The organism is Mycobacterium sp. E735, from assembly GCF_001666955.1.
Taxonomy (GTDB): Bacteria; Actinomycetota; Actinomycetes; order Mycobacteriales; family Mycobacteriaceae; genus Mycobacterium.
In genome coordinates, this window is record NZ_LZIX01000303.1 from 16,574 (window position 1) to 35,834 (window position 19,261).

General features: G+C 62.8%; 17 protein-coding genes and 1 tRNA gene. 12 read left to right on the plus strand and 6 right to left on the minus strand.

Going from position 1 to position 19,261, the window contains the following annotated elements:
- The first annotated feature begins 91 nt into the window (after positions 1 to 91).
- Positions 92 to 188 (plus strand) — tRNA-OTHER (locus A5704_RS28610).
- Between the two features lie 10 nt (positions 189 to 198).
- Positions 199 to 1,059, plus strand: a complete 861-nt coding sequence (locus A5704_RS28615; RefSeq protein WP_156737755.1) for a hypothetical protein — start codon at positions 199 to 201, stop codon at positions 1,057 to 1,059.
- 18 nt (positions 1,060 to 1,077) lie between these two features.
- Here A5704_RS28615 and A5704_RS28005 read toward each other — a convergent pair whose 3' ends face one another.
- Positions 1,078 to 2,166, minus strand: coding sequence for an SIR2 family protein (locus A5704_RS28005; RefSeq protein WP_156737756.1), 1,089 nt, complete (start codon positions 2,164 to 2,166; stop codon positions 1,078 to 1,080).
- A gap of 412 nt (positions 2,167 to 2,578) precedes the next feature.
- Between A5704_RS28005 and A5704_RS24755 the strand changes: the two genes are divergently transcribed.
- The 6 genes from A5704_RS24755 to A5704_RS24780 all read left to right on the plus strand — a co-directional run bounded on the left by A5704_RS24755 (position 2,579) and on the right by A5704_RS24780 (position 10,979).
- On the plus strand, positions 2,579 to 3,592 hold the full coding sequence (locus A5704_RS24755; protein ID WP_067891617.1) for a restriction endonuclease: 1,014 nt from the start codon (positions 2,579 to 2,581) through the stop codon (positions 3,590 to 3,592).
- 219 nt (positions 3,593 to 3,811) lie between these two features.
- On the plus strand, positions 3,812 to 5,563 hold the full coding sequence (locus A5704_RS24760) for a phospholipase D-like domain-containing protein (protein WP_067891676.1): 1,752 nt from the start codon (positions 3,812 to 3,814) through the stop codon (positions 5,561 to 5,563).
- Between the two features lie 683 nt (positions 5,564 to 6,246).
- The gene (locus A5704_RS24765) at positions 6,247 to 7,320 is read left to right on the plus strand and encodes a hypothetical protein (RefSeq protein WP_231969313.1); all 1,074 of its coding nucleotides are present in this window, start codon (positions 6,247 to 6,249) and stop codon (positions 7,318 to 7,320) included.
- A gap of 885 nt (positions 7,321 to 8,205) precedes the next feature.
- The gene (locus A5704_RS28010; protein ID WP_082954965.1) at positions 8,206 to 8,889 is read left to right on the plus strand and encodes a LysM peptidoglycan-binding domain-containing protein; all 684 of its coding nucleotides are present in this window, start codon (positions 8,206 to 8,208) and stop codon (positions 8,887 to 8,889) included.
- A 290-nt stretch (positions 8,890 to 9,179) separates the two neighbouring features.
- The gene (locus tag A5704_RS24775; protein WP_067891626.1) at positions 9,180 to 10,367 is read left to right on the plus strand and encodes an aldose epimerase family protein; all 1,188 of its coding nucleotides are present in this window, start codon (positions 9,180 to 9,182) and stop codon (positions 10,365 to 10,367) included.
- Between the two features lie 378 nt (positions 10,368 to 10,745).
- A complete protein-coding gene (locus tag A5704_RS24780; protein ID WP_067891629.1) occupies positions 10,746 to 10,979 on the plus strand; it encodes a hypothetical protein in 234 nt (77 codons plus the stop codon).
- On the opposite strand, the gene A5704_RS24785 is transcribed toward A5704_RS24780, so the two are convergent.
- A complete protein-coding gene (locus A5704_RS24785) occupies positions 10,976 to 11,737 on the minus strand; it encodes a C39 family peptidase (RefSeq protein WP_067891632.1) in 762 nt (253 codons plus the stop codon). The two genes, A5704_RS24780 and A5704_RS24785, sit on opposite strands and share 4 nt — an antisense overlap.
- Before the next feature lie 92 nt (positions 11,738 to 11,829).
- The gene (locus A5704_RS24790) at positions 11,830 to 12,573 is read right to left on the minus strand and encodes an N-acetylmuramoyl-L-alanine amidase (protein WP_231969332.1); all 744 of its coding nucleotides are present in this window, start codon (positions 12,571 to 12,573) and stop codon (positions 11,830 to 11,832) included.
- A gap of 121 nt (positions 12,574 to 12,694) precedes the next feature.
- On the opposite strand from A5704_RS24790, the gene A5704_RS24795 reads away from it, so the two are divergent.
- Both A5704_RS24795 and A5704_RS24800 read left to right on the plus strand, forming a co-directional pair.
- Positions 12,695 to 13,165: a CAP domain-containing protein gene (locus A5704_RS24795; RefSeq protein ID WP_197499074.1), complete on the plus strand. Its 471-nt coding sequence runs from the start codon at positions 12,695 to 12,697 to the stop codon at positions 13,163 to 13,165.
- 162 nt (positions 13,166 to 13,327) lie between these two features.
- Complete coding sequence (locus A5704_RS24800) at positions 13,328 to 14,911, plus strand: serine hydrolase (RefSeq protein ID WP_067891634.1); 1,584 nt, start codon at positions 13,328 to 13,330, stop codon at positions 14,909 to 14,911.
- On the opposite strand, the gene A5704_RS24805 is transcribed toward A5704_RS24800, so the two are convergent.
- Positions 14,908 to 15,696 (minus strand): M15 family metallopeptidase, encoded by a 789-nt coding sequence (locus A5704_RS24805; RefSeq protein WP_369828498.1) that lies wholly within the window; start codon positions 15,694 to 15,696, stop codon positions 14,908 to 14,910. The genes A5704_RS24800 and A5704_RS24805 overlap by 4 nt on opposite strands.
- 74 nt (positions 15,697 to 15,770) lie before the next feature.
- Here A5704_RS24805 and A5704_RS24810 point away from each other — a divergent pair, with 74 nt between their 5' ends.
- The gene (locus A5704_RS24810) at positions 15,771 to 16,091 is read left to right on the plus strand and encodes a hypothetical protein (protein WP_067756958.1); all 321 of its coding nucleotides are present in this window, start codon (positions 15,771 to 15,773) and stop codon (positions 16,089 to 16,091) included.
- A gap of 5 nt (positions 16,092 to 16,096) precedes the next feature.
- Here the strand turns inward: A5704_RS24810 and A5704_RS24815 are convergent, their stop codons facing one another.
- The gene (locus tag A5704_RS24815; protein ID WP_067756955.1) at positions 16,097 to 16,990 is read right to left on the minus strand and encodes a universal stress protein; all 894 of its coding nucleotides are present in this window, start codon (positions 16,988 to 16,990) and stop codon (positions 16,097 to 16,099) included.
- A gap of 223 nt (positions 16,991 to 17,213) precedes the next feature.
- Between A5704_RS24815 and A5704_RS24820 the strand changes: the two genes are divergently transcribed.
- Positions 17,214 to 17,945: a class I SAM-dependent methyltransferase gene (locus A5704_RS24820; protein WP_067756952.1), complete on the plus strand. Its 732-nt coding sequence runs from the start codon at positions 17,214 to 17,216 to the stop codon at positions 17,943 to 17,945.
- Positions 17,946 to 17,959: 14 nt separating this feature from the next.
- On the opposite strand, the gene A5704_RS24825 is transcribed toward A5704_RS24820, so the two are convergent.
- Positions 17,960 to 19,159 carry a glycosyltransferase gene (locus A5704_RS24825; RefSeq protein ID WP_067756949.1) on the minus strand — a complete coding sequence of 400 codons (1,200 nt, stop codon included), beginning with the start codon at positions 19,157 to 19,159 and terminating at the stop codon, positions 17,960 to 17,962.
- Between the last annotated feature and the right edge of the window lie 102 nt (positions 19,160 to 19,261).

Here is a 19,261-nt window from a genome sequence, read left to right on the forward strand (position 1 = left end):
AAGACACGCTCCAAGCGCAGAAAGCCAGTGAGCTCCGGCGTATTGAGCGACAACGACTCCGCGTCTAGATCACTTCGGTTACGGTTCTCCTGCGCCTGAGGTCAGCTGGATACGACGCCCGCCTTCATGCGACCCGATACTGGGTCTCCTCAAAGCGGGAGGTGCCCGTTCGAGTCGGGTCCGGCGCACGTGGATCCGATGCCACTGGTGTTGAAGGCAACGCCTGCTCGTTCAGCCTTCAAGAAAATGTTGGGCCAAAACAATCACTTCCTCATAACCATTCTTGTAGGCCTCGACGCCGTCGAATCAGGACAAGCGAACCTCTCGCCGGAATTTTCAACGTCCTGGAGCCCGATCAATGCGCATGCCTCGGCTCGGCGGAGTCGAGACTTCGCAACCAAGGCGCTGCTGGCTTGGGCTTCAACAGCACTCGACACTTATCGCAGACAGCTGTCGACTCCGACGAATGTCTACTTATCCATTGGTGAGTGCGATGCCATCAAGGCCGAAGAAGGGCTAGGGGCTCGGCTTCAGCGGCTCTCACAACTGGTCGGAGCTGTAATGGGTCCAGAGAAGGAGTTGGTGGAACTCTTAGTGGTGTGGCGTAACCGGGTCGTCCATACGAATGCGCGGGATGTGGTTTCGGGTGGTCTCAAGCGCCGTTTGCTTGCGAACCAGGCCCTTCTCGCCAAGGATTACCAAGGCTTGAACATCGAACGAGCAATGGAGGGTGCGAGGCGAGGTAATGCGCCGAAGTTCAAGGAAATCACCGCGCTGGTGAGGGCCGCGCACATCTTTGTCCGGGAGATCGATAAAGCCATACTCGCCCGCGTTGATCTCGATAAGTGCCTTCTCGCTGTATTATCGACCTACGTATCGGAGGATCCCGTTAAGCGGTGCAGGAATATATGGGGCCGAGATGCCGCTCGCCGTCGTCGGTCGATAATGCAGGTAGCGCAGAGCTACGGGATGTCCCAGGAGGACGGGACCGAATGGTATCGAACGAGTTCCTTGCCCAAGTCATCTCGTGGAGCACAAAAGACGCACTTCTGCGGTTGACGCAGGATCAGATTCCGGTCAGACACCAATGATGTTCGCGATGGCCGACTCAATGTCGGACCATTCCTGAATCCAAGCCACTCTTACACCCAGGTGCGTGAGTCCAGCCTGCTTTATGGCCTTCAATCCTTTATCAGCTGGCTCACGAGTGATCCATAGGTGCGGCAAGTACTCAGATGGCTGTCCCAACGCGGTGAGGTTAGCTATCGTCTCCGCCTTTGCACCCGCCAGCCAACGGCGGATATTGGGATCGGACATCGAATGTCCGACGAACAGCATCCGATTCGTAGCCGCATGATAAGCGAAGAGGGTTTGGGCCCACGATGATGAGCTGGTAGCGACTGTCAGGTAGTCGGTTTCATTGAAGACGAGCTTGTCGGGTGAGTGACGTCGTTCAGAAACTTTTGGATTCAATGACTTTGGTATCAGCGATCCGTGGCAATGGAAGATGGGTATCCGGAGACTTGCGTTGTTATCGAGGCCACGCAGCACCCTTTTGTATCGTGGCGCGGGACGACCTTCTCCTGCGCTATATGCTGAATAGATGCGCGACGCATCTAAAAGTGCCGACAGGAACACATCTGCGTTGAACGTAATGATAGATACTGGCAATCTTCCTTTTGCTTCCGCTCGATTCAACGCGTTAACGGTGCCAAGTAAACTGCTGTCAGGATAAATTTCAGTAAAGAACTCCCAAAATCGAATAAGCTGTAACTTTCGTAAGAAGTAAACGTAGTTCAGGCCCAGTTTTACCAAGTCCTTCAATCCCGCGCTATCGGCATCGCTTAGAACGCGCTCGTAAAGCACATCGTTCAGAAGCTCGTGATATTCGACAAGCGACCGGCCGCTAGTCGTGTAGTGATTGGCGCAGGCTTGGAGAATGCTATCAAGACTCCAGCCCGTGCCAAGGATTGCGTCGCGAAAAGAATCCGCATCATAATTCTGCCTGAAGACCGTGTTGACAACTGTCCGTGTTAGATCAGCCCACGTGGGTGCAAGGCCTTGAGAAATCCCTGCACCTACGCACAACGTCCATTGACTCGACCCAAGCATTCCTCTGCTCTTGGGTCCTGTCCCTTCGACTGCTTCGAACTTGTTCTTAGTCACGGCGCTAGGTTCGCAGACACGCGTCGATGGTGTCCATGAAGAGATTCTCCCGTCAGAGGCGGCCCGACACCCGCATACACCTACACGCCAAGCAGGCGCCTTGAAGCCGGACCATTGGCCGCGCTGGATGAGCACCGCGTCAGCCTGCCCCTACCTTGCTGGTCAGTCAGCAGTGGACGACGTTGCCAGATGCGTCAGACCGCCATCAACGGGCGTCCCCGGCAGTTTGCCCTCGGCGGTGTCCAACACCCGTTTGACTGCGCGGTGGTGCACGCCGACGGCGGCGGGCGACGCGTTGGTGAGCTAAGTGGCGCGGCCGCCCATTAGACCCGGCCGGGTCTAGGTAACCTCTGCTGCGCAGTTGGACGGACGCGAAAAGCGTACAGTCGGACCGCGAGGAGAGGATCCCTGCATGGTCGTGTGGATAGTCAAGGGCGGATCCCAAGGCGAATTTGAGGAGCGTTTCCTGACCCAAGGGGTAGTCGGAAAGGGCGGCAACCTCCCAGATCTCTCCAATGTCCAATCGGTTGAAGACCTTCGGGCTATTTTCGAGACCGCCTATCCAGACGCCAAGAAGAGTCAGGTAGCCAACCATGTTGGCCAGTTTTGGTCGCTTGTTCATCGCATGGACAAGAGCGAACTTGTGGTAGTTCCCCTGAAAACAACCGGGACCATCGCGATCGGGCGGATCGACGGTGACTACCAGTATCGAGTCGACCTCGGGGAATCCCTGCACCATGTACGCCCCGTGCGGTGGGTCAGCACCGAGGTGCCGAGAGACGCTTTCGATCAGGACCTGCTCTATTCGTTCGGCGCGTTCATAACTGTGGGACGGGTACAGCGGGATCTGGCTGAAGAAAGGATCCTCGCCGCCACAAAGCGGCAATCCGCCCCCTCTCCGCCTTCTGCCGCCGAGGGGGCGGAGGTTGCGGCTGCCGTCGAGGAGGCACCGGATGTTGAGGCGGTCGCCCGTGAGCAGATCCGCCAGTTCATCAGCGCCAACTTCGCCGGTCACGAACTTGCTCGACTAATTGGCGCGATTTTAGAAGCGCAAGGGTTCATGACCACGCTCAGTCCTCCTGGCGCGGATCAAGGCGTGGACATTTTGGCCGGATGTGGGCCCATCGGACTCGATAGCCCGCGCGTAGTTGTTCAAGTTAAGACAGGCCAAGCTGGCATCGACGAGTTCAGATCACTGCGGGGACTCGTTACTTCGCTCGGGGCCGATCAGGGCATGCTGGTTGCGTGGCGCGGTTTCAAAGGAACTGTGCGTACCGAGTCGAAGCAGGACTACTTCAAGATGCGTCTATGGGACGCCGAGGATGTACTGACGGCCCTGTTCTCTGTATACGACCGACTGCCAGCGAGCCTGCGGTCCGAACTCCCGCTCCAGCACATATGGGCGTTAGTGCGGCCGTCGGAATAGCCGCGCGGCCGCGCCGAAGGGCCTTGAGTCGTTTTCCGTCCCCGGTAGCTCCATCGAACTTCGCGGTGCTTGCGGTGAGCGGCGTAGAGATAAATCGCTTCCAAATTCCACGCCGAGCGTGCTAACTAAGGTAGGCAGGTGGGTCGCTACTCCTGTGTGCTGCAATCGGTGCGCGCAGAATCCGACGTGGTCATACGAACGCGAATCAAGGTGGAAGCGATGGGCGAGTTCGAAAACAAAGACTCCAAGGACGGCTTCACCGCCAAGGTGTGGCGCGGCGAGCGGATGAACCTGATCGGTTTCGACGTCGTAGCTCCGGAACCGGACCTCGTCGGCTTTTCGATAGAGGTCAAAGGCCCCCATGCAACGGACTTCACGGCGCTACGCAACCGAATGACCTTCTCCTACCCGCAGGGTGCGGCTACCGAGGTGACCGGCGACCGCAACTTCCCGTCGCTGCAGGCGCCGTTCCAAAAGTTTCGCTGGGTGCATTTCCCCGCCCAGCCGGTCGACGGCACTTACTCCTACCGTGTCACCAAGCAACACATGCCGGAGGACAACAAGCTGCTCGCGGGCACCCAGCTGATCCTCGACATCGACAATCGCGCGGTGACCTACGACGGGCTGGTGGATGTCGGATTCACCCGGAACTTCGCGTCGTCGCAGGCCTACCGCGAGCAGTTCGGCAACAACCCCGACATCATTCCCGCCGACGCCAAGGACGGCCTGGACTTCACGAAATCCGCGCTGAAGAACGACCGCGGCGAAGGCGTCTACAACTGGCTCGGTTTTGAGGCCAAGTACCTGCTGTTCGACTTCCTGGCCCGCGCACACGACGATCCCGGGCTGACACTCGATGTGATGGCCTACGACCTCAACGAACGCGACATCGTCGACGCGATCGCATCTTTCGGGCCACGGCTGCGGGCGATCATTGACGACTCCACCGGACCCGACAACCCCCACGACGCGCCCGACAGCACGGAGACCCGCAGCGCCGAGCGGTTCACCGCCGCAGGCGCCGAGGTCAAGCGCACCCACTTCCAGAACCTGCAACACAATAAGGTGTTCATCACCCGACGCGACGGCGTACCGCAATCGGTGCTATGCGGGTCCACCAACTTCACCTACCGGGGTCTATACATCCAGGCCAACAACATGCTGGTCTTTCGCTCGCTCGGCGTCGCGGAGCACTACGGCGCGATGTTCGACCTGGCCTTCGCCAACCCCGACACCTTCCGCGACCAGGACTTCGCCAAGAACTGGCACACGGTGGTAACCGACAACGCCCCGACCATCCAGCTGTGCTTCTCCCCGCACCGCGACACTAACCTGTCGCTCAACCCCATTCGCGCGGCGGTCGACCAGGCCACGTCCTCGGTGTTTTATTCGGTGGCTTTTCTGAGTCAGATGACCAAAGGACCGACGGTGGACGCGTTTCGGCGGCTGATGAGCCGCCCTGTCTTCAGCTACGGGACCGTCGACAAACGCGGCAAGCTTGAGCTACGCAAGCCCGACGGAACCATCGGGCTGGTCGATTTCGCATTTCTCGCCCGCCAGGCCCCCGAACCGTTCAAGACCGAATGGTCAGGCGGCCAGGGCCGCAACATCCACCACAAGTTCGTGGTCACCGACTTCAGCCTGCCGACGGCGAAGGTGTTCACCGGCTCGAGCAACTTCTCGCCGTCCGGCGAGGCGGGCAACGGCGACTCGCTGATCGAGATCGACGACCGCAAGGTCGCTACCGCGTATGCGATCGAGGCCGTCCGAGTGTTCGACCATCTGCAGTTCCGCAATAAAATGCGCGCCGCGTTCGGAGCCAACGCCCAGCGGCTTGCCAAAGCCCAAGCGCCCAAACCGATCACCCTACAGAAGCCGACCGTGATCAGCGGCGCCGACGAAGCGTGGTTTGACCGCTTCTACAGGCCCAACACACAGACGCTTCGTGACCGCCTCCTGTTCTCGACCTGACCGACTCCACAACGACTGCCAGTGTGGCCGACCGTCGCGCGGTGACCTCGCCTCAGAGTGCCTCGAAAGCCGGGCTGAGCCTTCCCGGCCTGCCCACAGTTACAGACATCTTCCAGTGATCCCCGGTAATGAACTTCTGCTGCTATAGCGGCTTTTCAGGCTCCTCCGGTGGACTGCCAGGACAGTTCAATCTTGACAGGGGGTTAGGGCATCCCTCTGGACGGCGAGAGATCACCGGTGAGTGGTCCGTTCCGACCGTGGTTCCCAACGCCCTGGGATCGCGAGGACCGTGGGCTTAGTTCACAATCGCTGACGTGGCTCTTGACGCTCCGCTGAATCGTCGTCAAGTAGAGGTCCTCAGGTGGATCAGCGATGGCTGTCCGGCTGACCGTTACACCGACGTCAGGTTTAAGACTGTCGCTATCGCGCTTCAGAGCAGGCGCCTCGTGTCGATTTCCAAGCGTGGCGGAGTGTGGTCCGCGACAGTGCTCCCGGCTGGCATGCACTACCTGACCCACGGTCAGTACCCACCCGGGCATTGGAGGATCAGAAAGGCCCGCAATTCTTCGGATGAGCCCGATGCCGCGGTGGCCAATCCAGCGCAGATTTCACGGCTAGCGGCAAAACTGCCGCCACCTCCTAGGCCGAAGCCGCCAGATGGCTTGACGCCAACGCGAAAGCTGTTGAAAGACATCATCGATGCGGGCGGCATCTTGGAACGTGACATCCGCGAAGACGACACCAGCTACCGCAGCTTGGTTGGAATCATTAACCGCAGGAAGATGGCGCCCGATGGCCAAGAGGTGATCATGCTAAGCGGCGCCACGTACTACGAAATCATCTTTCGCCTGTCGTCGGTATCAGACTGGAAGACCGAGCCGCCAACGGAGGTCGTAGCGGCTGAACGTGTCACACGATGGCATCCCGTGGTGGCGACACTGCGCAAGGAGAAGTCGCTCAGCTCCATTGAGAAGACTTTGCGAGAGCGCGCTTTCAGGCTGCTTCATGCTCTGGCGCGAGAGGCGGAGAGCCGTGGCCATAGCATTCGGCAGCCGAAGCGGAACGTCCATGGGTATGTCGATGACCCCAGCCAGTTATTGGGCGACCTGATCATTCACGTGAAGGACATCCAATGCTCGCTAAATCTCTGGCAGCCCAAGGACAGAGTGTCTCATACAGCTACGCCCGATGAACTGGCGAGAGCAAGGCGTGAGACGTGGTATCGGGTGTCCACACACGACTACGTCTCGGCCGACCGCCTCAGCATCACGCTGGATACTGACAGTCGTTACTCGACGAAGGTCACGTGGTCGGAGAAGAAAACGCTGTCGCTGGAGTTGCGACTACCCGATGTGATGACGACCTTCGAGCGATGGGCGGTCATTGATGCCGAACGCAAAGACGCTGAGCGGCGCGCGGCGATTGAAGCCCAGAAACGGCGAGAGCGGGAGAACGAGCTTGCTCGAAAGGCGTATACGCAGCAGGCGCTTGCCGATGCCATGATCGCTGATCTGGATGCATGGGAGCTTGTCGGCAGACTCGAGCGATTCCTCACCGAGATGGAGAAGCGAATCGGGCATCTGACTGATGAGCACGAGCGTGCTCGTGCGATCGAGTGGCTGGGGTGGTGCCAGCGCTTTATGGCTGAGAGGGATCCATTTAGCAAGCCGATCCAGACGCCGAGCGTCAAGCCGCCCGCCTACAGCGACGTCGCGGTTTTCCGCAAGCGCCTTGGGTTTGATGCCTCTTACTGGTGACACGGCGTGCGCGCTGGGGCGCTAGGGGAGCGTTGATGCCATCAACACCTTTTGTCGTATCCCAGGTTTCCCACCGCGCGAAATCTGATCATTCTCTGGTGCAGCGTGTAACACAACGTCGCGCCTGCTGAAACGAAACGGTGCAGAGGTGAGGCCGCCGGTGTAGGTAGTTACGAGTAACGGACCCTAATAGGTTCGCTATCTCGATCGGATTGAATCCAGATTCCGCCACCGTGCTGCTGAGCTTCCTGGACTTCACGGTACAGCTGGACAGCCTTATTGATGACCGCGGTCTTGGTGTCGTCGGTCAGCGCAGAGGCTGCGTCTAACGCTTCGACGGACTTCTTGGACAGGTTCACAGTCGCTCGAGCCGCTACCGCGGCGACCCCGGCTCTTGCATCGATCTTAGTGGCCACGTGATCAGCACCCCTTCCCCCCGGGTTAGTTGACAGTCATCCTGGGACACCTCACCGTGTTCCGTGGATACGTCGATCGTACATACGATGCGTGTAATTATCGAGCTAATCAACGTGTCTTAGCCACATAGTATGCATACAGATTATGAACGCGAACCGCACCAAACACATCCATCGTGTGTGTGTTATCTGGGTCACATGCGATTGAGTTAACTTATGACGACGGTTGTGCAACCTGCGGCTTTGGCCGAAGCCGCTAGGCGAGGGAGGGGGCCATTGGACACTGAACGTGACGTCGTAGAGATAGACCTCACCCACGAAAGCCCCGAGGATCTACGGCGTGTCTACGCTCCAGGCGGCGGCAGTTTGACCCCCGGTGTCGCGCTTTCCTTGGGTCATCTACGCGACTTCATCGCCAAACACGTCCGGCGGTTCCTCAACTGACGACGGTCCTGGACTTGGGCGCGATATGAACGCCACGACTGGCAATCCCACGGATCACGAGGAATCCGAAGGCCCACAGGTTGAAGACCTCCCGGTCGATGAAAGCCCCCGCGACCTTCAACATCATGAGATCTCGGGGGAGTTCCCGGGCGGGTGGAAGTTTGCTCTGCGGTCAGGTAGTAAGGCCTTCGGGCGCGCACTCGCATGGTTAATCGTGGTAGCCGTGTCGATAGGGAGTGGCTATGCGGTTGATCGACTTGTTGCAAGCCTCGCCATGGGAAGCAGTTCAACCCTAGTTCTCGTGTTAATCACGAGCGCCACCGTCCTCGTCGGGGGCGCCTGCTACGTCGAGGCCAATATCCCTTGGAAATCGCTGAAGTTGTCCAGCGCGATCGCATTGCTAGCCCTTGCGTGCTTGGCGATCGGTGCCTTCTACGTGGTCGACCGACACAGCAACTTGTTCAATGACAGAGGGGAGAGCTTAAAACACCGAGGCGTGCCAGGCATCACTGGCGATTCTTATACTGTGCGGCCCGGCGACACGCTGTGGGATATCGCAGATCGGTGGGGCGATGAGGGGGGATATCAGGACCTAGTCGCCAAAAACCCGGGGACACAACCGTCGGGGACGGATATCAGGCGAAACCCCAATTTGATTCATCCCGGAGACGTATTCAAAAACCCCGAAACCCCCACCAGCCGCGGATAGAAGTTCAGCGGCTCGTACGCCCTTTGGAGTCGTCGATCGGACTGCAGCTGCTACCGGCGTGCCTGGTCGTTGATGCCATCAACACCGTCGGCGTAACCCGAGGTCATTTCGCGTACTTTCGCGTCGTTTGGCGTAGCCAAATCCCCCGTTTCCGCAGCTCAGCGCGATTTTCACGACGGGTTCGATTCCCGGCAGCTCCACCAAATGGATCGCCGCTTGGCGGTCCTTTCGTTTGACTGGACAGAACGCTTCGCCCGGTTACTCCGAATGGACGAAGGCGAGGGGCGCCCATGCGCGGTAAGCGACCGTTTCAGCTGATCTCCGTCCTCGCTGTCGCGGGCTTGGCCGCCTGTGTCAATACGACGACAAACACCGCCACGGACCGCGGCAACGCACCCGCAGGGCCGCCGTCGATAACCAGCGAGCCGTTCGGTCAGGTGGGTGAGGCGCACGTGCGCCGCTATACGCTCACCAGCGGACACGGCATGCGCGTGCGAATCCTGACCTACGGCGGCATCATTCAGTCGATCGAGGTCCCCGACCGCACCGGGCTCATCGGCAATGTGGTGTTGGGTTTTCCGACCCTGGACGGGTACCTGAACAACACCGGATCCGCCAAGACCTATTTCGGCGCGCTCGTCGGCCGCTACGGCAACCGGATCGCCAAGGCGGCATTCTCGTTGAACGGCAACGAGTATCACCTGCCGATCAACAACAACGGCAACAGCCTGCACGGTGGCACCGCGGGCTTTGATACCAAGGTGTGGCAGGCAAGCCGGCGCGACGACGGCGACAGCGTTGGCCTGGAACTCCAATATGTCAGTCCCGCAGGCGAAATGGGGTACCCCGGGACGCTGACGGTCACCGTCACCTACACCCTGAACCGGCAGAACGAACTACGCATCGACTACCACGCGACCACCGATGCGCCGACCGTGATCAACCTGACCAATCACAGCTACTTCAACCTGGCGGGCGAGGACACGCGCGACGTGTACGACCAGAAGGTCACCATCCATGCCGACAACTACACGCCGACCGACGCCACACAGATCCCGACGGGCCAGATCATCCCGGTGAAGGGCACGCCGTTCGATTTCACCTCACCGACCGCGATCGGAGCGCGTATCACCGCGAACGACCCACAGCTGCTGATGGCGCACGGCTACGACCACAACTGGGTGATCAACCGGGGCGACAAAGCAGGCCTGGTGGAAGCGGCCAGGGCGGAGGATGCGCAGACAGGGCGCACGCTGACCGTCTCCACGACCGAGCCCGGGGTGCAGTTCTACACCTCCAACTTCCTTGACGGTGCGTTCACCGGCACCAGCGGGCATATCTACCGGCAGGGTGCGGGATTCACGATGGAGACCCAGCACTTCCCTGATTCGCCGAACCACCCGAACTTTCCGACGACCACGCTCAACCCCGGCCAGACCTACGATTCGACGACTGTTTTCGCCTTCGGCACGCAATGAGCCGTGGGGCCGGCGCCCGTATCTGCGGTGAGACTGGCTCGATTCTCGAACACCTCCACAGAGAATGTCCTGCTCACGGCGGTAATTTGCGTTGCGCCAGGGGTGAGCGGCTTTAATCGTGATGAACTCTCGCAGCTATAACGAGGAGCTTTTCATGACCTATCGCCGCCTTGCCTTGGCACTGGGCGCGGTGGCGGCGGCGGCCGCCGTCATTCCCGTCGCGGCCCACGGTGAGCCGCCGACGAAGTGCCTGACCAACACCCAGACGGGCAAGCAGGTCTACGTGCCCTGCGATCTGCTCAACGCCGGCGCCAATTTCCCGCCGGGGCAGCGTTGCCCACCGCCCATCGAGCAGTACCCGAAAGATGTGGCGGACTGGTGCGGCGAAGTTCCCGGCCTGGCGAGTACCACGCCCACGACTCCCACGAGTCCGACGACTCCGACAACGCCTACGACTCCGACAACGCCCACGACGACGAGCTCCGGGCGGCCCACGAGTTCCACCAGCCCGACGAGCCGCGCGACCCCGACCACGACCGCGACGGCTCCCACCACCGCGCCGAACGCCATGAAAACGGCGGGCCCGGGCGATACACAGTGACGAATCCCTAGCCGGGCGGCGCGGTCACGACGATCGATTCCTGCCCGATCTTCCAGGCCGTCATGAACGTGCCGATGCTGACCTTGGTGTTGGCGTGATCGGCGTAGGGGTCGTTGAGGTGGACGACATCCTTGTCGGTGTCGATGCCGGTGACCACCAGCAAATGATCGGCCGACGTGCGCTGGTCGTTGGAGTTCAAGATGGTTCCGGAGTTGACCCACGCGATGACCTTGCGGTTCGCGCCCAGGTACTGCTCCAGCGACGACAGGCCCACCTCGTCGGGGTGCTTGTCATAGGTCATGTGCGACTTGATGCCGTAGTGCTCGAGCAGCACCACCGTGTCGGCCATGTCAATGCCACCGTTCGGGCCGTCGTGAGCCGGGTCGCCGGTGGGGGCGTAAATGGGGCCGTCGCGGATCGACGAGGGCGTGTGCTGTGCCAGCTTGATGATCTGTTGCTCGGTCGGGGAGTGCCCGGTGACCTCCCCAACCACGTCCGCCACCGAAGCCAGCCCGCAGTTGTCCTCATACGACTGCTGCTGCCAGAACTCGGCGGCGGCGTCCGGGTCGCCGTACACGCCGCTGGCAATCGCTCGGGTGCTGGGCGGGCTGGCCTGCGTCCGGCCGCCGTCGACGGTAGCTGAGGTAGCGGTTGCGCGTATCGACGGTGACGCCCCACTGCACGCCGATAGGGTCGATATGCTGGCCATACCGATGCAGGCGGCCGCCAGGGCCGCGGGCGCCGCGGCCACGATCCGAAAGTCGAACATGTTGCCTCGCAAAGGCCGGTCGAACTACCGATTGGTCAGAAACGTAGCATCCCCAGCAAACCCGCGCAGCGCAATTGAAGCGCCGACGAACCTCAGTTCCCCGCTTCGATCGCCGCGACTCTTGCCGCCGCGTCGGGTCCGCAGAACCGCTGCAGGTCCACCCCGCCCGCGGCCAGCAGATCGTCGATGCGGTGTTTCAGGTCGCCCGAAGTGAGGTGCGCATACAGGTTGGCGCCCGGGCACGACGTCGACGCCAGGTCCCGATGGCCCGCCAATGTGGTGGTCGCGACGCGAAACGTCTGGGCGGCCCACGCGAATGCCCGAGCCGCTCCCAGGAGCTGCGCCTCGGGGACCGCCTCTTGATCGAAGTCGCCCTCGCAGAGGACGAGGAAATGGCCCGTCGTGTCGTAGTCCGTCGCCGTGTCGCCCGCGAGCTCGGTGCTCCGCAATTCGTAGATGTTGCCGTTGCGGTCGACGCCGACGTGGTAGGCGATGTCGATCCATCCGTGCTGATCCTGGTGGTAGCGCTGGTCCTGGCGCAGGTGGTTGGGGGCGTTGCGGTTGTCACCGAGGACCACGGCCTCGTGGTGCAGGGTCATCCGGGTGATGGTGTGACGCCTGCCCCCGGGGCGGGCCGGCCGGGCGCCCCAGGCGTCCCGGCACAGCAACAGGGCCGAACTCCCAGCGGTCAGGCGGACGTCTGCCGTCGACGTCGGACCCGTCGGTGTGGTCTTCGAGCGCGGCCCGACCACGGCCGCCGCCCCGAGGCCGCCGGCCAGTCCCAGCATCTGGCGGCGGCTGACAACGGCCGGCCGGCTTGACGCGGGCTCACACACGCCTCACCACGATACGGGGGTCGACGTCGCGAAACGGACCGATCGCGGGGACCTCCCATGGTCACGAGACGGTAACGCTTGCTTCCCGCGGCCCGAAAGACACGGTGTGGCAAGAGGCAACATGACGAGGAAAGTCAAGGTTGTCGCAGTGTTCTCGCTCGGCGCCTTGGTCGCAACGGCTCCCGGGACCGTTGACATCGCCGCCCGCGCAGACGCATCAGGGTGGGCGTTGTACAGCGGCGTGAACCGGCTTCGCCAATCCTGCGGGCCGATCGGCCAGGACCCACGCCTGACCGATGCGGCGCAGCGGCACGCCAACGACATGCTTACCAACGGGGTCAACGGCCACATCGGTTCGGACGGCTCTTCACCGCAGACGCGCATCACGGATGCGGGCTACCGCACCCCCTACAGCGGTGAGGTCGTCTTCTGGGGTACCGGGTCCGCCGCGAACATCAACCAAGCGCTCGATCTGTGGATGCAAAGCCCGCCGCACCGGGCGATCATTTTGAACTGCGCTTACACCGCGGCCGGCTTCGCCACCGCCTCGGACGGCAACAAGATGACGGTCGTCGGCGACTTCGCCGCCTGAAATGCGCGCCGCGCTGCGTGTCAATGCCTGAGAGTTGTTGGTTACAAGGCGAATTCGTGGCGACAAACCGCGTAATAACCATCCAGGCAAATCCGGATGGCTCGGCGAGAAACCGGACTAGGCTTTGGCCGTAGGAGGAGAAGCAGGTCGGGAGGCGTGCCGATGGGACGGGCCAGCAGGGTTGGCAACAGCTCGCTCGACCGCTGGCGCCTACGTCGGCGGACGGCCATCGCCGTTGCGGGCGTCGCGCTCGTGGTCGTGGCGGCGTGCGGGCGTGGTCAAGCCTCGCACCCGGCGGCCGGCGATTCCTGGCAGCTCACGCACGCCCCGACCGCGAAGCCGCCCGGTTCCCCGGCCGCACAGCCCCCCGGTTCCCCGGCCGCAAAGCCGCCCGGACCGGAGTTCGCACCCCTTTCCAAACTGATCAACGACGCTATTGCGGCCAACAGGCTGCCCGGCGCGGTGGTCCTGATCGGCCACGGCGGCGCCGTTGCGTTCGATCAGGCTTTCGGATCGCGCAAGCTCGCGGGCGAGCCGGGGTTGGATGGGTCGCCCGCACCGGCCGAGCCGATGACCGAGGACACGATCTTCGATCTGGCGTCGTTGACCAAGAGCCTCGCGACGGCGACCGCGGTGATGCAACTCTACGAACAAGGCAAGGTTCAGTTCGACGATCCCGTGCAGCGCTATCTGCCGGAGTTCAACCCGGCCAACGACCCACGGCGCGCAAACGTGACGGTTCGAATGTTGCTGACGCACACGTCGGGTGAGACGGGCGACGTCGAACTCAAGGATCCATGGGGACTGGCCACACCCGACAAGACCGAAGGCGTTCATCGTGCGCTCACGACGCCGCTCGAGTCGAGCCCCAGCGGGTCTTTCCGCTACTCCGATATCAATTTCATCCTGCTTGGCGCGCTCGTCGAGAAAGTCACGGGCGAGGCGGAAGACGTCTACGTCCAGGAACACGTATTCGCGCCGCTTGGCCTGCGGGACACCCGCTATCTCCCGTTGGACAAGGCATGCGGTCCACACGCGGTCAGGGGAGCCGCGGTCGGGTGGGCCGCCGCGTCGACGGCAGGCGAGGGGCAGCCGTGTCCCGCGGGCAGCTGGGACACGGACATCCTGCCGCGCATCGCACCCACGGCGCGGGACGAAGAAGGCCGGGCCGATCCGGCCAAGAATCCCGACCTCGACCGTCTGCTGCGCGGCACCGTGCAGGACACGACCGCCCGCCGCATGGGCGGGGTGGCCGGGCACGCCGGCGTCTTTTCCACGGCGCACGATGTCGGCGTCTACGCGCAGGCGCTGCTCGATCGGCTTGCGGGCCGGCCGAGCGAATTCCCGCTCCAACAACAGACTTTGGAGTTGATGACGACCCCGCAGCAGCCGGGACACACCGACCAACAGGTCAAGGCGGCGGACGACGCCGCGCGGGCGGCAGCCGCGAAGAGGTCGAAGACCGCGCATCCGCTGCTTGCCGCCCGCTATCCGGCGATCGCGGGACAGAATCTGCTCGGTCTCGGCTGGGATATCGATACGCCGCTGTCCATGCCCCGCGGAGCGGTTTTTCCCGTCGGGAGTTTCGGACACACGGGCTTCACCGGAACCTCGGTGTGGCTCGACCCGGCCTCGGACACCTACGTCGTTCTGCTCACCAACTCGATTCATACGCGCGGCAGCCCACCGATCTCGGACATCAGGGGTGAGGTGGCAACCGCCGCGGCCCAGGCCCTGGGCCTCTAGGGCCGCTCGAAGTGTTGGTAGTCAAGGGGCGCCGCCCATTCGCCGCCCCAGCGCCAGCCATGATCTGTGAAGGCGCGCACCGCCGGATCGCCAGGGTGTAAGAGTCCCGGGTCGGTGCGGCTGCGGTCCAGGTAAGCCGCCGCGTTCTGCGGTTCGAAATACCCGCTGGCGTACAGGCACGGATTGACGAGCGTATTGATATCGATCGCCCGGCCGTAGGCGTGTGGCGACCATTCGTTGGTTCCGGGGATGAGGCGGCAGTTGAACGCCGACGTGTTGTCGTCCTCCATCGACAACTCGTCATTGGCGTCCTGGTAGTGGTCGACGGTGCGGATCTTCTCGATGGGATAGCCCAGACGGAAAAGCTGCTCGAAGATCACGACGACCTCCGGCGCCAAGTCCTGATGCACGATCAGCTGGCCGCGGTGCGTCTGGCCGTCGAAACCGACGTAGTCGACGTCGACCCGTCGCAGCTGTTCCGGCTCGACGGGGCAACCCGGCCGCCACGTCGCACCGAGTTCGGCCGCGGTGACCGTTTCCACGGTCGCAGCGGCGGCGGCCGGCGGCGGGTTGGCCGGCGGCGTGGCCGCCGCCGATGACGATGACAGGGCGGCCGCAGACGGAGACGGTGCGGCCGCGCGCGCCGGCGCCGCGGCCGTGCATTGCACCAGCACCAGACCCGCCGCGAGCATTCCGGCCGCGGCGGCAAACCGGCGCCCGAAGCGCGTCAACCCCGATGCAGTGTTCACCGCCTGCTTCTTCCGACCCTCCGAGCCCGCCGTCACCTTACGCCGAGTGTGCGCCACGGTGCGTGCAAGATTTCTGTGTTCGGTTGAACGGCGCGAGGTTATATTCGAGCATGCGCTTCATCCGTGTGGCTGCGGCGGTCGGCATGGCCATCGCCGTATCGCTCGTCGCGCCGGTCGTATTGGTAGTGGCGTCTGCTCACGCTGACAATGGCATCGAGGGCTACGCACGTTGCGTCGGAGGCGGCGTGCAACCCCCGCCGCCCGGGGTGCGTCCGGAGAACTGGTTTCCCAGCGTTCACGTGATTGAGACGGATGTGGATGGGGCCGTGCCGCCGGCCCAAATCGTCGAGAGATTAGTGGATATGGGAGTCAACCGGCCCGACGCGGTGCGGCAGGTGCAGTGTTTTCTGGCCTACGAACCGCGTGGGTGACGAGCTCAGGGCTGACGCGCAACGATGACAGGGATCTTCGCCCTGTTGACCACCGCCGACCCAACCGAGCCGAGCAACATGCCGGCGAATCCGCCACGGCCGTGGCTGCCGACCACGATCAGTTGCGCCAGTTCGGAAGCCTCGATCAGCCAGTGGGCCGGGTCACCGATTTCGATTCTGCGACGAATCGCCACGTTGGGATAGCGTTCGTGCCAACCCGCTAGCCGTTCGGCGAGCGCCTCCTCCTCCTCGGACAGCTGGGCGTCCCACTTGGAATCTTGAAAAGCGTTGTTGGAGTTGAACACTCGCGGATCGGCCCAGGCATGGAAAGCGATCAAGGCGACGCCTCGTCGCGACGCTTCTTCGAACGCGATCGCGGTCGCGGCTTCCGACGCCGATGATCCGTCGATGCCCACGAGCACGGGTGCCCGGTCGACATTGCTGAGCGGCGGTTCCCCGTCGTGGATCACCGCGACCGGGCAGTGCGCGTTGTAGACCAATCCCGAACTCACCGAGCCAAGGACGCTGCGAACCACCACGCCGCGATACCCCCGATAGCCGACGACGACCATCTCCACCTCTCTGGAGAGGGCGACGAGCGTGGCGATGGCGGTCGAATAGATCACCTCGCCGTGGACTTGAATGGGACCGAGTTCACCGGCGCTCTCCTCGGCGACCCGCATTGCCGACGTGATCACTTCGCGCGCCCGGTGCTGCTGCCAGTGCCCCACCGGCGCGCCTGACTGGAGCCACCCCGGCATCGGATCGTCGACGACATGGACCAGGGCCAGTGGCACGTTGCGCAACGCGGCAGTCAGAGCCGCCCACCGCACGGCACCCAGTGCCGCCGCCGAGCCGTCGACGCCTACCAAGATCGCGTTAGGTGGGGGTTGCCACATTCCAGCTCGTTTCTGATCGGCCGCGTGCCCACAGGCAGGATCATCCAGCACCGCCTGATTTGTCAGGGCCGAAGCGATGCAAGGACTAAGGACCAAGGGCATCGATTGAAGCGACCATTGCACTCTGACCTACGCGGCGGTCGCCGCGACACCGTCGGGTCAGCAAGTTGGCCGGAGTACATCCGGCCATGCCGCTCGAGGCCGCCTGGGGAAAGATGGGCACATGACCGATGCCGCCTGGAGCCTCTATGCCGAGGAAGTCGACAACGTCGACGGCTGGTTCTTCGAGGCCGATGTCAAGCTCTTCACCAAGCTGCTCGCGTCGCAGACGGCGGAAAACATCAAGGGGGACATGCTCGAGATCGGCGCATACCAGGGCAAGTCCGCCATCCTGATGGGTTACGGTCTGCGCGACGATGAAGAACTGGTGATCTGCGACTTGTTCGAGGCCGTAATGGATCACGCGGACATGTCGCTGACCCCACGCCAGCAGTATTCGGGCCTGGAGCAGCAGCAGTTCCTCGCCAATTGGGATCGGTTTCACGTTCGCCGGCCGACGCTCGAAGTCTGCGAGTCATCGGAGCTCGACCTCGGAGAACGGGCACTGCGCTTCGTCCACATCGACGGCTGTCACAGCTACCGGTGCGTCGCGAACGACATCGCCCTCGCCGTGACCCACACGGCAAACCGGGGCGTGATCGCGATAGACGACTATCGAGGTGTCGAGACTCCCGGCGTCGCCGCGGCGGTCTGGCAGGCGGTTGGCAACGGCTGTTTGTTCCCGTTCGCGGCGACCTACATGAAGATCTACGCCTGCACGTCGGCCGCTGATCAGGGTTTCTGGTCGGAGCGAGTCCGAGATTGTGCCGACATCTGTGCCTTCCCCGATTTCGGGTTGCCGTCGTATCGCAGCGTTTCGGAGAGCCAGATCGAACCCTCGGCCGCCACTTCCTGACGGGCGCGCGTGGATCAGTCCGCGTCCCGCGGCGTTCGTTGATCGGCCAACGGGCCACGAGCGGCCGCATCTTCCAGCGCTTGGGCGGCAATGGCGGCGCTTTGAGCGGGCGCGGTCATCTGCGCGGCGACCTCGCGGGTCCGAGTGACGTAGGGCGGGGTGAGGATGGACCGCAGATCCGCGACGAGAGACTCCAGGGTGGTGTCGGGGAAGCGCCGGCCAATTCCGACTCCGAGTTGACTGACCGCACTCGCCCACATCGGCTGATCGACCGATACGGCGAGGGCCAGCGTGGGGACTCCGGCCCGGATGCCGGCGAACGTCGTGCCGGGCCCCCCGTGGTGAACGACGGCCCGACAAGCGGGAAACACCGCCGCGTGGTTCACCGCGCTCACCACTTTGACGTCGGCGGAATCCGTTTGCGCGGTCAAGTCACTCACGCCGCTGCAAATCAACGCCCGCTCGCCGAGTTGCGCGCAAGCGTCGGTGATCATCGCGATGACGTCAGTGGGAGACGCGACTCGTGCGCTGCTGCCGAAGCCGAAGTAGATCGGTGGCGTCCCAGCCTCAATCCACGACGAGACATCGTCGTCGACTTCCGTCGGCAACTCGAGGGTCAGCCCGCCGACGAACGGCCGTCGGGCGCCGCATCCGGCCCACTCGGCTGCCAACCCCGGGAAGAAGAGTTCGTCGTAGGCCTGGATCTCGAGCGCTCGCCGCGTCGAGGGCCTCGTCGCCGGGAGGCCCAGCGCCCGGCGTAGGGCGTCTTCAGCCTCTTTGGTGATGGACGAACCCGCGTGGTCCGGCGGGATCGGGTAGATGTGCACCGCCGCGTGTGGAATGTCGTAGTGTTCGGCGACATTCGCGGCGAGCCCCTGTTCGCCTGCGTCCGTCAACAGCAGGTCGGCGCCGTCGGCCAGGGATGTGAGCGCCGTGCCCAACTGTGGCCAGAGTTGCTTTATATCGCTGAGAATTTCCCACGCCATGAGGACTGGTGGCGGCGTCGTCCCGTATTTGCGGACGATCTCCGCATTCTGCTGCACTTGGTCGCGGCCGTGCGCGACTGCGGTGAGGCCTGCCGACTCGATGAACCCAATGTAGTTGGGCGGAACCGCCATAAGCACGCGATGGCCTCTCCGCTGAAGCTCCCGGCCGACGGCGGCGCAAGGCTCGATATCTCCGCGTGTTCCCAAGGTCGCCAACACAAATCTCATCGCCAGAACCTCACTCGAGGTGATCGGTGTGCAGCGGGCGGCCCGCAAGAATTGGGATGATCATTCGAAGTGTCCGATCGTCCGTGCGACCCCGTCGTCGTC

What these genes read in the sequence shown, in the direction of transcription:
- A5704_RS28615 (WP_156737755.1), top strand. Translation starts at nt 199, where the DNA reads ATGCCACTGGTGTTGAAGGCAACGCCTGCTCGTTCAGCCTTCAAGAAA.
- A5704_RS24755 (WP_067891617.1), top strand. Translation starts at nt 2,579, where the DNA reads ATGGTCGTGTGGATAGTCAAGGGCGGATCCCAAGGCGAATTTGAGGAG.
- A5704_RS24760 (WP_067891676.1), top strand. Translation starts at nt 3,812, where the DNA reads ATGGGCGAGTTCGAAAACAAAGACTCCAAGGACGGCTTCACCGCCAAG.
- A5704_RS28010 (WP_082954965.1), top strand. Translation starts at nt 8,206, where the DNA reads ATGAACGCCACGACTGGCAATCCCACGGATCACGAGGAATCCGAAGGC.
- A5704_RS24775 (WP_067891626.1), top strand. Translation starts at nt 9,180, where the DNA reads ATGCGCGGTAAGCGACCGTTTCAGCTGATCTCCGTCCTCGCTGTCGCG.
- A5704_RS24785 (WP_067891632.1), bottom strand. Translation starts at nt 11,737, where the DNA reads ATGTTCGACTTTCGGATCGTGGCCGCGGCGCCCGCGGCCCTGGCGGCC.
- A5704_RS24795 (WP_197499074.1), top strand. Translation starts at nt 12,695, where the DNA reads ATGACGAGGAAAGTCAAGGTTGTCGCAGTGTTCTCGCTCGGCGCCTTG.
- A5704_RS24800 (WP_067891634.1), top strand. Translation starts at nt 13,328, where the DNA reads ATGGGACGGGCCAGCAGGGTTGGCAACAGCTCGCTCGACCGCTGGCGC.
- A5704_RS24810 (WP_067756958.1), top strand. Translation starts at nt 15,771, where the DNA reads ATGCGCTTCATCCGTGTGGCTGCGGCGGTCGGCATGGCCATCGCCGTA.
- A5704_RS24815 (WP_067756955.1), bottom strand. Translation starts at nt 16,990, where the DNA reads ATGTGGCAACCCCCACCTAACGCGATCTTGGTAGGCGTCGACGGCTCG.
- A5704_RS24820 (WP_067756952.1), top strand. Translation starts at nt 17,214, where the DNA reads ATGACCGATGCCGCCTGGAGCCTCTATGCCGAGGAAGTCGACAACGTC.
- A5704_RS24825 (WP_067756949.1), bottom strand. Translation starts at nt 19,159, where the DNA reads ATGAGATTTGTGTTGGCGACCTTGGGAACACGCGGAGATATCGAGCCT.